Annotated in this window: 7 protein-coding genes and 1 tRNA gene; 5 read left to right on the top strand and 3 right to left on the bottom strand. The window is 67.0% G+C overall.

From position 1 onward, the window contains the following. Positions 1-29 precede the first annotated feature (29 nt). The 4 genes from gltJ (at position 30) to JYJ93_RS30030 (ending at position 5,273) form a co-directional block, all read left to right on the top strand. Positions 30-2,162, top strand: a complete 2,133-nt coding sequence (gene gltJ / locus JYJ93_RS30045) for an adventurous gliding motility protein GltJ (protein ID WP_206798003.1) — start codon at positions 30-32, stop codon at positions 2,160-2,162. 236 nt (positions 2,163-2,398) lie between these two features. After that, positions 2,399-3,331, top strand: coding sequence for a hypothetical protein (locus JYJ93_RS30040; protein ID WP_206798002.1), 933 nt, complete (start codon positions 2,399-2,401; stop codon positions 3,329-3,331). A 220-nt stretch (positions 3,332-3,551) separates the two neighbouring features. Then, a complete protein-coding gene (locus JYJ93_RS30035) occupies positions 3,552-4,034 on the top strand; it encodes a hypothetical protein (RefSeq protein ID WP_206798001.1) in 483 nt (160 codons plus the stop codon). Positions 4,035-4,166: 132 nt separating this feature from the next. After that, entirely contained in the window at positions 4,167-5,273 is a 1,107-nt protein-coding gene (locus JYJ93_RS30030; protein WP_242543978.1) for a TIGR04552 family protein, read from the top strand. A gap of 77 nt (positions 5,274-5,350) precedes the next feature. Here JYJ93_RS30030 and JYJ93_RS30025 read toward each other — a convergent pair whose 3' ends face one another. From JYJ93_RS30025 to pabB, 3 genes are all read right to left on the bottom strand, one after another. Further along, on the bottom strand, positions 5,351-7,480 hold the full coding sequence (locus JYJ93_RS30025) for an Ig-like domain-containing protein (protein WP_206797998.1): 2,130 nt from the start codon (positions 7,478-7,480) through the stop codon (positions 5,351-5,353). A gap of 162 nt (positions 7,481-7,642) precedes the next feature. Further along, positions 7,643-9,289: a signal recognition particle protein gene (gene ffh, locus JYJ93_RS30020; RefSeq protein ID WP_014395398.1), complete on the bottom strand. Its 1,647-nt coding sequence runs from the start codon at positions 9,287-9,289 to the stop codon at positions 7,643-7,645. A gap of 169 nt (positions 9,290-9,458) precedes the next feature. Beyond that, positions 9,459-11,552 carry an aminodeoxychorismate synthase component I gene (gene pabB, locus JYJ93_RS30015; RefSeq protein ID WP_269012358.1) on the bottom strand — a complete coding sequence of 698 codons (2,094 nt, stop codon included), beginning with the start codon at positions 11,550-11,552 and terminating at the stop codon, positions 9,459-9,461. A gap of 143 nt (positions 11,553-11,695) precedes the next feature. Here pabB and JYJ93_RS30010 point away from each other — a divergent pair. Continuing rightward, positions 11,696-11,781: transfer RNA gene (locus JYJ93_RS30010), tRNA-Leu, on the top strand. The last annotated feature ends 975 nt before the right edge of the window (positions 11,782-12,756 follow it).

Genomic DNA, 12,756 nt, shown 5'->3' with positions numbered 1-12,756 from the left:
GCCCGTCATTTCTGAGGCTTACGGGAACGATGCGTTTCGTCTGCGACAGCTGCCGCGCGCAGTACATGATCAGCGACGACAAGGTTGGCCCCAAGGGGGTCAAGCTTCGTTGCAAGAAGTGCGGTCACACCATCCTGGTGAGGCCCGCCGGTGCATCGGCGGCGAAGGAGGGCGGGGCGGAGGCCTCCGCGTCCACCGAGACCAAGAGCAGCGCGGATGCGAACGCGCCACGCATCGTGGAGTCGTCCGGCACGGGGCTGCCCGCCACGCTGGGCACGCCGCCGGAAGGGGGCCTCTTCACGGACGTGGAAGAGGATGAAATCGGCGCGGTCTTCGACCAGGTCCTGAGCACGGGGTCGCAGAAGCTCAAGGCCGCGGAGGCGGAGGCGGAGGCCAAGGCCGCGAAGGCGGAGGCCGTGCGCAAGCTCGCCGAGGCCGAATCCGCCGAGCCGACCGCGGAGGAGAAGGCCGCCACCGCGTCGCACGAGTGGTACGTCGCCATCGACGAGAAGCAGGTGGGCCCCTGGACGGTGGAGAAGGTGAAGGACGCCTGGGACCGGGGCGAGGTGGGCCCGGACAACCTCTGTTGGCGTTCGGGCTTCAGCGACTGGATTCCCCTGTCGGAGACGGCGGAGCTGGCGTCGGTGCTGGCGCCGCGCCCGGCCAAGCCGGTCATCGTCGCGCCCGCGCCGGTGTCCACGTCGTCGCCCACGATTCCCGCCGGTCCGGTGGAGTCCGCCTTCAGCGCGGGCGCGTCCCGTCCGGGCGCGGGTGGCAACTCGGCCGTCGCCGAGGAGCCGGTGGGCTGGAAGCCTTCGGCCGCGAGCGTGCTGGCCTCGCTGGTGAAGGAGGAGAACGACGCCCTCAGCAAGCCGCCGCCGCGTCCGGCGCCGTCGTTGGAGCGCGAGCCTTTGTCGCAGTCGCGCCTCCTGGACGTGCCGGTGCCGCCGCCGGAGCCGGTGTCCTCTCCGGCGATGCCCGGAGCCATGATGGCCGCCGCGCCGGGCATGGCCGCGCCCCAGCCCTACGCGCCGCCGCAGCCGCAGGGATACGCGCCGCAGCCGCCGGTGCAGCAGCAGTACGCGCCTCAGCCGCAGGGCTATGCGCCGCAGCAGCCCCAGATGCCGTACGGGCAGCAGCCGCAGGGCTATCCGCCTCCGGGCTATCCGGCGGCCTATCCTCCGCCCGCGGCGGCACCCACGGGCGGCAAGGGCCGCACGGGGATGATGGTCGCGGTGACGGCGGGCGTGCTGGTGATGGCGGGCGCCGCGGTCGTCTTCGTCGCGCGCGGCAATTCGTCCGAGCGTCCCGCGGAGCAGCCGACCCAGGTTGCCGCCGCGCCTACCCCCAAGGCGGAGATGCCGCCCATGCCGCCGCCTCCCGCGGCGGTGCAGACGCCTCCTCCGGCGGCGGTGCAGCCCGCGGCGGCGCCGACCGCGCCTGCCGGAACGCCCGCGGAAGGCACCGCGGCGACCGCTGCCGCGGGGACGCCTGCCGCGGCGGGGGCAACGCCTCCTGCCGCCACGCCCACCGTGGCCACGGCTCCGGCCGCCACGCCGACGCCGCCTCCCGCGGCGGAGGTGAAGCCTGCCTCCGCGACCCAGCCCAACATGGGGACGGCGGTGGCGCGCGTGGATCCGCGCAACCATCGCAAGTCGGGGTCCAGCGGGAGCCGAGGCTCCTCGCGGGATGACGACGAGGGCGATGCCATCACCGTGTCGAAGCCTTCCTCTTCTTCATCGTCTTCGTCGTCGAACTCCGGTGGCGGGGATGACGACTTCGACGAGCTGTTCGGCACGAAGAAGCCGGCGGCCGCGAAGCCCGCGAGCAAGCCGACGGCGACGGCGTACATCCCGCCCGAGCCGGGCGGCGGCACGCTGGATCGCCTGCAGCAGTCGGACATCATGCAGGTGGTGCTGAACAACAAGCCGGCCATCGTGAAGTGCGTGAACGAGCAGAAGCAGAAGGACCCTTCGCTCAGCGGCAAGCTGGTGATGCGCTGGACGGTCCAGACGAGCGGCAAGACGAGCAACGTGTCGTGCCGCACGGATGAGTTCCGCTCGAGCTACATGGCCACGTGCATCACGGGGCTCATCAAGAGCTGGTCGTTCCCGAAGCACCAGAAGCAGGGCGAGCCCATCGACTTCCCGTTCACGTTCTGAAGTCCAGCAGCGACATCGCCGTCACATATGACGGCGATGTCGCTGTGACGTGCGTCAGGATTGTGCGCTTTCGTGAACAGTGAATTTCCCCGGGTGGGAGCCGTGGAAAGGTCGGTCGACACTCGTTGACACGTCTGGAGCGAGAGGACTAAAGCCCGCTCGACTTCAAACCCGGTGTCTGGAGTCAGGTGGCCGGAGACACCGGGTGACGTAACCCATCCAGGAGGATGTTCCGAATGCAGCTGCGTAAGATGATGGTGATGCTCGCCGCGGTGAGCTCGATGACCCTGGCCCTGACGGCCTGTGGCGATGACGCGACGACGGTCGATTCCTGTACGTCCGACACCGACTGCTCCTCCGGTTTCTGCAACACGGCCGCCGGCGTGTGCATGGACACCTGCGAGAGCGGCTCGGACTGCCCTGACTCCGAGAAGAACTGCGCCGTGCTGGCCGGTTCGTCCAACACGACGCAGAAGGTCTGCCAGTGCCAGACCAACCAGCTGTGCAACACGGGCGACTCCACGGACCTGGTCTGCGGCACCGTGTCCAAGCGCTGCGAGGAGCCGGGCTCCACCCCCTCGGGCTGCACCAAGGACGCTGACTGCGGCTCCGGCAACACCTGCAACACCACCACCGGCGTGTGCAGCCCTGCCGCGACGACCTGCACCGGTGAAGGCCAGGCGACCTGCGCGTACGGCAGCTACTGCGGCGGTAACACCTGCACCCCGGTGCCGGCGCCCACCTGCGCCAACTTCGATCCTGCTCAGGGCGGCAAGCAGCCCGTGTGGAACGCGTCGTCCTCCACCGGTCCGATCATCTACAGCGTGACCAAGGTGTCGTTTGGCGCTGACACCTTCTGCGGTGATCCTGCGGTGCCGGGGAGCACTGGCAATACGGCGAAGGCCCGTGTGAAGGCATATATCCCGTCGAGCTCTTCTGCGACCTTCCCCTCGCAGAAGTCGGGCCTGCCCGGCCTCTTCTATGTCCGCGTCAACGGGAGCACCGTTGAAGGGCCGTCGACGATTCTCCAGTCGGGGTACTCGACGTCGAATGGCGGCAAGTCCGCTGATTTCGTCATGAACTTCTGCCCGGGGTCAGCGGCGACGACCCTGTCGATCGGCCTGTACTTCACTGGCGGCAACGAGATCTGCAGCCAGATCTCGAAGTAGTCGCTACGGGAGTTTCTGTAGGCACGTAGGAAGTCATCGAGCCTCGCCCTGGTTTGAGACTGGGGCGAGGCTTTCTGTTGAACGGCTATCGACGCAAATCGCCCACACGACTGCTGTTTGGCACTCAAGAGTGCGTGATGAATATGCCGGACACCTGTGCGTTCTTCTGTACAGCGGCGCTCCAAGGGCGCTGGCAATCTCGCAAGGAAAGGAAGCACCCATGATTCTCAAGCAGGTTCCCCATCTCCTCGTTGCGTCCGTGCTGGCGTGGTCCGCCACGAGCTTCGCCGCAGACGTGAAGCTTTCCTGCCCTGCTGGTACCGTCGAGCGCACTAGGTCATCGCCGAACGGTGCGGCCTACTGTGTCAAGACTAACCAGAAGGTTCGCGAGCCGGTGCTTCACGGTGCCTACGTGGACTATTGGGCGAACGGTCAGAAGCAGTCAGAAGGACAGTACCAGGACGGTTTCCGGACCGGACGCTGGACCTTCTGGGATGCCAACGGTGTGAAGACCGGGGAGACCGAGTTCGTCGCAGGCGACTATCACGGGACCCGTGTGCAGTACTTCGCCAACGGCAAGCCGAAGATGATCGAGGAGTATCGTAAAGGGCTCCGGAGCGGCTCGGTGCAGGAACTGAACGAGAATGGGCAATTGGTTCGCCAGAGCCAGTTCCACGACGGACACGAAGTCGCTTCGCGGTAGAGCATCCAAGCGCTGAAGTGGCTTCTCGCCCGGCAGGCCCGCTTTAAAGGGCGGCTGGGTTGTATAGAGGGATGGAAGAGCCTTGAAGTAGAATGAGGCTCTTTTCCTTGGCGCCGTGGCCGACTAGGAACGATGCCTGTGAAGGCCCCATCCCTCGCCCCAGTCCTACCCTCCATTCCCGTTCGCACCGTCGACCAGATGGGGCTGCGAGAGCTTGAACGCATCCGGCTTATCTTGCGGGGTGGGTCCGTCATCGACTGGCGACGGATGCACTTCCAGACGCGGGAAGAAGTGGATCGCTTCCTGCGCCTGTGCCAACTCGACGTGTCCCGCCCCTACGACGATGCATGGGGGCGGACGGTCCTGGCGGATGCCGTGGAGTATCTTCGGAAGACATTCGACTACAGGGTCGCGGAGGCCGTCGCGGAGCCAGAAGAGCTCCACGATCTGTTCCTCTTCGCGTCAGGAGCGAAGGGGCTGGCCCGCTACCGGCGCATCGCCTGCATCGTGCTGAAGGTCATGCACGTCATCCAGCACATCGAGGGTCGGGACCTGCTCTTCCGCTTGGCCGCCTCCGAAGCCGAACTCGCGGAGATGGTCACGGAGAAGGTGCTGGGGGTGGCCCGTGAGATGAAGGAGATGGGCTTGCCCATCGTGGAGTTCGCCCACTCCATCAAGACGCGGGACTCCCTGGTGACGAAGCTGATCGCGAAGAAGGAGACCGTGGCGGCGCAGGTGTATGACCGCACGCGGTTTCGCGTCATTACCCGCAAACGGGAGGACTTGTTACCGGTCCTCTACTTCCTGACGCAGCGGCTGTTCCCCTTTAACTTTGTTGTCCCGGGGCAGACGGAGAACACGTTGCTGCCGTTCAAGGGGCTCCTGGAGGAGAACCCTCACTTCGAGCAGTTCATCCCTCAGCTTCACCTGGACCGGGACTTCGAGGACCGCGAGGACCGGACGGGGAACGCCTTCTCCGGCGATTCCTACCGGGTCCTCAACTTCGTCGTGGACCTCCCCCTGCGGATGGATCCCTACCTCCCGCCGCCTGAGAGTGATACCCGCCCCCGAAAAGGGCGGGTCACCTTCTCACTCGTTGAGTTCCAGATCGCGGACGAAGAAACCGCTCGGCGTAACGAACTCGGTGACAACGCCCATGAGAGCTACAAGCGAAGGCAGAAGCGCCGTGTCCTCAACCGCTTGAGCCGGGGACTCGTTGTTCCCAAGCGTCAAGGGTGAATGACTTCACGGGGATGAATGGTGTGGGCGTCCTGCGTCACTCGCGCTTTGCGAAGCGCGAGTGCTCATGGTGGGCGTCAGTCGTTGAGCCGGAACGTGTATACGTTTGCCGACGACGAGTCCTCTTCGACAAAGGAAATGAACGGGGTGCCGGCTGGGCTCAATGCCAGTGATGGTGATGTGGCGGGAGTGCTTGTTCCGGTCGAGGCGGTAAGCGGCGTGCTGACGAACTGCCATTGGTTGGAAATCCATCGACTGGTGAAGATGACTCTTTCCGATGCGACAATCCCGCTCCAAGCGAGCGTATGCGGAACTCCCTTTGCCATGCTCATGACTGGCGTGACGTTGCCTGTCGAGGAGATGCTGATGCGTGTTGGGAGACTCCACGCGGTGCCTTCCCATCGGGCCCAGTAGATCTGTCCATCGGATGAGGGTTGATTAAAGGGCGACTCGGTCCATGCAACCCATGGGCGCCCGTTGCCATCAATGGACAAAGCCGGTGTCTTTGCCGCCGTCCCCAAGAGTTGTCCGCCCAAAGGCAACCCATCATTCTCGACGACGGCTATTTCTCGAGTGCCATCACCTGCGCCGTCAAGGTTGAAGATGCTGTAGGCGGCGAAAGCCTGGGTGCCTGAAATCAAAGCCGTAGAATCTCCAGCGTTGACGTACCTGTTGGGCGCCGGCAGTGTAAAAAGAGACCAGGATGAGGCCCCTCCTGTAAGCCGATAGTGCCTGACACGGGACTCGCCCTCATTGCTGTAAGTGGCATAAAGGCTTAGCGTCCCTGATTCCTCAAGGCCGAGAGTCGGCTCTCCAAGATAATCAGAGCCGGCATAGAATGGGAGGACGATGGAGGGCAGTGCCTCCCATGTGGTGCCATTCCATGTTCGGGTAAAAATACTGTTGATCTCGCCGTCGCCGGAGGCTTCGTGCCATGAGACAATGGGATGGTTTGATTTGTTGATGAGGAGAGTGGGATGTCCGGCATCTGTTCCTGCCGCGCCTAATCCATTCAGCGCGCCTCCAAGGTGAATCCATTCGGCTCCGGTCCATCGGGCCACGTAGACATTCCGGGCGACTCCATCGGTTTCCGTCCAGGCAATCACGGGCCGATTTTCAAGGTCGAGTTTCAGGTCGACTTCATGGGTGGACGTCGCACCTCCGACTGCACTCATGGCGCCGCCCAACGGCAGCCACGTTGGTACGGAGAACGACCACGCTGGAGCACTCACCACCCCATTCCCCGCGAGGTCCGTGAGTGTGCTCGTGGCGGCAGTGAGGTCGACCTGGACGGTGCTTGGCGCCGACAGGGCACTCAGCGGCGTCACTGTCAGCGTCTTCCCGTCCGCGGAGAGCGCCACGGACTTCGCGATGGCATCCCCAGTACCCGTCTTGAGCCCCACCGCCGCCTCCGTCACCGAGAGCGGGTTCATGGGCTCACTGAACGTGACCTGGATGGAGTCGTGGACCCCCACAGTGGCCGCGTCCTTGGCCGGCAGGTAGGACGCCACCGTGGGCGCGGTCCGGTCCACGATGACCGTCCGTGCCGCGCTGATGAAGGCCGCTCCACCGCGGGTCGCGCGGATGGACAGCTGGTAGGTGCCCTCGGCTTCCTGGGTGGTGTCCCAGGTGAACGAGTACGGGCTCCCCGTGGGCTTCACGAGCACGGTGGTGCCCTTCAGGATCTCCACGTTGTCCGCCGCGCCTCCTTCCACCGTGAACTGCAGGAGCAGGGGGCCTCGCGTGTACGCCTTGCCGGGCGTGGGCACGACCCAGTTCACCACCAGGTCCCCGGGCTTTCCGACCGTGACCGTCAGCGTGGCCTGCTTCGTGACCGAGCCGCTCTTGCCCTGGAGCGTCAGCGTGTAGGCGCCGGGCGCCGTGCCCGCTCCCACGCGGATGCTCAGGGTCGCTCGCGTTTCTCCCTGGGCCAGGGTGAACGACGGGAGCTCGATGCCCGCGGGCGGGGAGAGGAGGCTCCAGGTGACGGCGCCTCCCACGGTGTCCGTCCACGCGAGCCGGACATCGCAGTCCAGGGTTCCCCCTGGGAGGACCTGCTCCTGGGCGGGCGTCGCCGTGATGGTGAAGTCCGCGTCGGGGTCCGTCCGCGGATCCTCCTTGGGCGGGTCCTCCAGCGGGGGAACGTCGATGCATGCGGGGCTCAGGCCGATGCAGCTCAACAGCAACAGGTGTTTCAGGTTGGGCATGGGGGCGTGTTCAGCAAGGTCGGGACCAATCGGTCCCGAGGCGGAACACTGCCATGCCCGTCCGGGGAACAGGACAGGCGTCCGAGCCCGGAGACACGCCTGCCCGCCGCCCCCAATTTTCGGTGGGGACGCGCGGGCAGGGGGACTTCAGAAGGCCGCTGACTACTTCTTCTTGCGGTTCTTCTTCTTGTTCTCCTTCTCCTTCTTGCGCCGCTCCTTGATGGCGTCGCGGTCGTCCGGCTTGCTCACGGACGGGGGCGCGTAGCCCATCAGACGGGCCTTGGCCATGGCGGCCTGGCCCATGGGCGGCGTGTAGCCCGGGGCGATCTGCGGCAGCTGCATCGGCATGCCGCCCATGCCTCCACCCATCGCGGACATGGCCTTCTCCAGCGCCTTCGGGTCCTTCCCGAACATGCTGCCCAGGTCCATGTTCTTCATCTGGCCCAGCTGCCCCAGCTGCTTGAAGCCAGGGATGCGGCCCAGCAGGCCCGGGTTCTGGCCGATGGTGCCCATCACCTGCTGCATCATCCCGAACTTCTGCAGCAGCTCGCGCACCTCCTCCGGCTTGCGGCCACTGCCCTTGGAGATGCGGTTGATGCGGCTGGCGTTGATGATGTCCGGACGCAGGCGCTCCTTCTGCGTCATCGAGTCGTACATCGCCTCGATCTTGGTGAGCTCCTTCTCGTCCGGGTTCAGGTGCTCGGTGAGGTCGCCGAAGAGGGGGAACTTCTCCAGCAGGTCCTTCAGCGGGCCCATCTTGCGGACCATGCGGATCTGCTCGACGAAGTCCTTCATCGAGAACTGGCCGGAGAGCAGCTTGCGCGCGTCGTCCTCGGCCTTCTTCTCGTCGACGACCTTCTCGAAGTCCTTCATCAGGCCGACGATGTCGCCGAAGCCCAGGATGCGGCCCGCGAGGCCCTCCGGACGGAACTCCTCCAGCTTGTCCATCGACTCGCCCATGCCGAGGAACTTGATGGGCTTGCCCGTCACCTCCTTGATGGACAGCGCCGCGCCGCCGCGCGCGTCACCGTCCAGCTTCGTCAGGATGAAGCCGTCCAGCGTCAGGCGCCGGTCGAACTCGGCCGCGGTGCGCACCGAGTCCTGGCCGATCATCGCGTCGCACACGAGCAGGATGGTGTCCGGCTGCACGTTGGACTTGATGGACTCCAGCTCCGTCATCAGCGTCTCGTCGATGGCGAGCCGGCCCGCCGTGTCGATGAGCACCACGTCGCACTTCTGTTCGCGCGCGGCCGCGTAGCCCCGCTTCGCCAGCTCGGGCGGCTGCACGCCGGGCTCGTGGTAGACGGGGACCTTCAGGCGCTCGCCCAGGACCTTGAGCTGATCCACGGCGGCGGGGCGGTAGATGTCCGCCGCGACCAGCAGGGGCTTGCGCCCCTCCGCGAGGAGCCGGCTGGCGAGCTTGCCCGTGGTCGTCGTCTTACCGGAGCCCTGGAGGCCCACCATCATGATGCCGGACAGCTGGCCCTTGGGCTTCAGGTGGAGGCTCGTGTCCACCGGGCCCATCAGGGCCTCCAGCTCGTCGTGGCAGATCTTGATGAAGTGGTCCATCGCGCTGACCTTGCGCTTCTGGCCCCCCGCGTCCGTGACGGACGTCTGCACCACCTCGCCCACGGCCTTCTCGCGGACGCGGGCGACGAACTTCTTCACCACGTCGAAGGCGACGTCGGCCTCCAGCAGGGAGACGCGGATGTCTCGCAGCGACTCGTCCACCAGCTCGGGGGTGAGTTCGCTCTTGCCGGCGAGGCGGTTCTTGGCGGCCCGGAAGCCCTTGGTGACGGTCTCAAGCATGGGGGGCGCTTTATAACAGCGTCCCGCCGGATGCGACGGTCACGGAAGCCCCGGCCGTCCAGCAGTGGAGGAATCGAGGGACTTTCCCCACCACCCGGGATGCCGCCGCCCCGGGAGCCCCTCCCCGGAAGGCCCTTCCACCCCCTCCCGGGGCCCGGTCCGCCGCCGTTCAGGGCCTGGAATCGGCCCCGGGGTCGGGCCGTCCGTCCGGGCGCCCGAGCGCCGTGGACAGCGCCGTCAGCACCACGCGCGACTTGAGGAGCATCTCCTCCAATTCGGCCGCCGGGTCCGAGAGCGCCACGATGGCTCCGCCCGTCCCGATGCTCACCTCGCCGGGCCGGACCACCGCCGTACGGATGACGATGTTCAGGTCCGCCGCGCCGGTGGCGGAGAAGTACCCGATGGCGCCCGAGTACACCCCCCGGGCCTGCCCCTCCAGCCGGTCGATGAGCTCCATCGTGCGCTCCTTGGGGGCCCCCGTCATGGAGCCTCCGGGGAAGGCGGCGCGCACCGCGTCCACGGCGGTGAGCCCCGGGCGCAGGTGGCCCCGGATGGTGCTCACCAGTTGGTGCACCGTGGCATACGACTCCACGTGCATGAGCCGGGGGACGTGGACCGAGCCCACCTCGCACACGCGCCCGAGGTCGTTGCGCACGAGGTCCACGATCATCAGGTTCTCCGCCCGGTCCTTCTCCTGGGCGCCCAGCTGTTGGCGCAGCCGGTTGTCCTCGTCCGGAGTGGCTCCGCGGCGCAGGGTTCCCTTGATGGGCTTCGACTCGACCCAGCGCTCGGCGTCCACGCGCAGGAAGCGCTCGGGGGAGGAGCAGGCGATGCCCAGCGGTCCCATGCGGAGGTAGGCGGCGTAGGGGGCGGGGTTCAACCGGCGCAGGCTCCGGTACAGGTCCAGGGACTCGACGTGCGTCCGGGCGAGGAGCTTGTTCGTGAGGCAGACCTCGTAGGTCTCGCCTTCGTGGAGCTGTTCCAGGCAGCGCTGGATGTCGGTCAGGTAGGTCTCGCGGTCGCGGGCGAGGCGGACCGGGAAGGGGGCTCCAAGACGTGGCTCGAGGAGCGCCAGAGGGGGCAGGGCGCGCAGGCTGGATTCCGTGGCGTCGAACCACGCCTGGACCTGGGTTGCCTCGTGTTCTGGGGCGAGCGCGACGAGGTACACCGTGCCTTCGAGGTGGTCCCAGGCCAGCATCCGGTCCGCCAAGATGAGGCTGGCGTCTGGATCCGGTGAGGCATGCGGGGCGCTCGCGCCGCAGTCGTGCTTCAGCTCGTAGCCGAGGGAGCCCACGAACCCGCCCTGGAAGTCGAAGGGCAGCCCGGAGGGGGGCACACGCAGCCGCGTCAGCTCTTGCTGGAGGAACTCGAACAGCCCGGTGGCGTGCTCCTCGGTTCCCTGACTCCGGCGCACGGTGAGCCTGCGTGGGTTCACCTGGTAGTGGATGACGGCGCTGTGCGGGCCGGTGGCGTCCCCCATGAAAGAGAAGCGGGACAGGCCGGCCTCGACGCGGCTGCTGTCCAACCAGAAGGCGGGGTCACTGGATCCGAAGAGCGCGACGAAGGCCTGCTCCGGGTCGGCGTCGAGCCGCAGCTTCCGGTGATGGACCCGGAAGACTCCAGGCGGAGAGAGGGGCGTTGTCTCCTGGGGCGCTTCAGGGCGGCGACTGGGAGCGTGGTGCTCGCGGCTCAGGCGGACGAAGTTGGCGAGGAGCTGACGGCCGTGGGTGGTGGCGATGGACTCCGGATGGAACTGGACACCCCAGCGGGGGATCGAGGCGTGGCGCAGGGCCATGAGGACGCCGTCGGGGGCCCAGGCGGTCTCCACCAGGTCCTCGGGCAGGGGCCGGGTGAGGCAGAGCGAGTGGTAGCGCACCACCTGGAAGTCCTGAGGCAGGCCCTGGAAGAGGTCCGTCCCCATGTGGCGCACGGGGCTCAGCCGTCCGTGCATGACCTCCGGTGCGTGCTGAATGCTCGCTCCGTGGATGTGGCCCAGACCCTGATGCCCCAGGCACACGCCGAGGATGGGGACGTCCGCTTCGAGGAGCGCATCGCGGCAGACGCCGAAGTCCGCCGGGTGGTCGGGACGCCCGGGGCCCGGGGAGATGACGATGTTGTCGAACGCGAGCTCGCGCAGCTCCCTCCATGAGCGCTCGTCGTTGCGCACGACGAGGGGCTCGGTCCCTCCGACCTCCGCCAGCAGATGGAAGAGGTTGAACGTGAACGAGTCGTGGTTGTCGATGAGGAGCGTCCGCTGCCGCACGGCGCGCACCTTACCGTGGGCGGCGCGACGCGGCGGTGGTTCGCGCATGGCCGCCGGGCGGCCGTACTTGGCGACCCAACGATGAAGGGAGAGTGCGCAGGCGCCTCGCTTGGGCTGCCGGGTCTGCTATCTTTCCTTCCATCGCACGAGTGGCGGAACTGGCAGACGCAGCGGACTTAAAATCCGCTGACTCGCAAGGGTCGTCCGGGTTCGATCCCCGGCTCGTGCATTCCGCTCTCGGATTGTCGTGACAGCACGGCCTGAAGCGCCGACTCCGTGCGCGCATCGTGGGGTTCGACAGCCCGCGCCCTGCGCAGATGGTCCGCTGCGGCGCTCCAGTCTCCCCGCTGCTCCGCGCACCGGGCGAGCAACCGCAGGAGTTCGGGTTCATTCGGCAGGTACGTGTCGACGAGGGCCGCGGCCGGAGCGAGGGTCGAACAGCGTTCCGCGCGCTCGCTCATGACCACCGCGAGCAATGACTCGAAAGGCGGGTTCTGGAACCGGCCCAGACCCAGCACGGTCGTGGCCGAGAAGTCCCCCGTGAGCGACTTCAAACCCAGGTACTGCGGGATGGCGATGCCCAGGGACAGGACCGCCACCAGCACGCCCGCGGCACTCCAGGCCCGGGTCGTGGTGAGCTCCACGCGACGCGCGCAATCACTTCGCAGCATGCCTGCGATCGCCGCCACCAACGCGATGGCGGGCGGCCGCGTCAACATCGCATCGAAGCCACTGATGACGAGGGCGACGACCAGGCTGCCCATGGCCGCCAGGGTCAGCATGTTCCGCCCTTGGATGACGCGGCGGCCTGCCCCCGCCAAAAGGGAAAGCGCCATGGCCCCAGCCGCGGCAAGGCCGAGCAGACCGGTCTCGACCGTGTGGCGCAGCAGGTCCGAGGCAGGGCTCCTGAGCGGAGCAATGAAGCTCGCGTGTTGACCCGTGGCCGCATGCGCGAACCGGGGCGCCTCGCGACGCCAGCTTCCCGGTCCGAAGCCGGTGAGCGGCTGGACCGAGAGCATGGCCAGCCCGACCTGATGCTGCTCGACGCGGCTGAGCCCCGTCCCGCTTTCATAATCAAACAGGCGGGAGAGCGACGATTGGAGCGGCGTGGGCTCCTTCCATTCGAGCCCGGCCCAGGACCCCGCGCTCAATGCCATCACCACGGCGAGCCCCGCGCCGCCCGCTGCCAGGAGGCCTCGCTTGG

Origin of the sequence: Corallococcus sp. NCSPR001, assembly GCF_017309135.1 — a bacterium.
Lineage (GTDB): Bacteria > Myxococcota > Myxococcia > Myxococcales > Myxococcaceae > Corallococcus.
The sequence above is the reverse complement of the archived record's forward strand: the minus strand, read 5'-3'. Positions and strand labels throughout refer to the sequence as shown.

What these genes read in the sequence shown, in the direction of transcription:
- gltJ (WP_206798003.1), top strand. Translation starts at nt 30, where the DNA reads ATGCGTTTCGTCTGCGACAGCTGCCGCGCGCAGTACATGATCAGCGAC.
- JYJ93_RS30040 (WP_206798002.1), top strand. Translation starts at nt 2,399, where the DNA reads ATGCAGCTGCGTAAGATGATGGTGATGCTCGCCGCGGTGAGCTCGATG.
- JYJ93_RS30035 (WP_206798001.1), top strand. Translation starts at nt 3,552, where the DNA reads ATGATTCTCAAGCAGGTTCCCCATCTCCTCGTTGCGTCCGTGCTGGCG.
- JYJ93_RS30030 (WP_242543978.1), top strand. Translation starts at nt 4,167, where the DNA reads ATGCCTGTGAAGGCCCCATCCCTCGCCCCAGTCCTACCCTCCATTCCC.
- JYJ93_RS30025 (WP_206797998.1), bottom strand. Translation starts at nt 7,480, where the DNA reads ATGCCCAACCTGAAACACCTGTTGCTGTTGAGCTGCATCGGCCTGAGC.
- ffh (WP_014395398.1), bottom strand. Translation starts at nt 9,289, where the DNA reads ATGCTTGAGACCGTCACCAAGGGCTTCCGGGCCGCCAAGAACCGCCTC.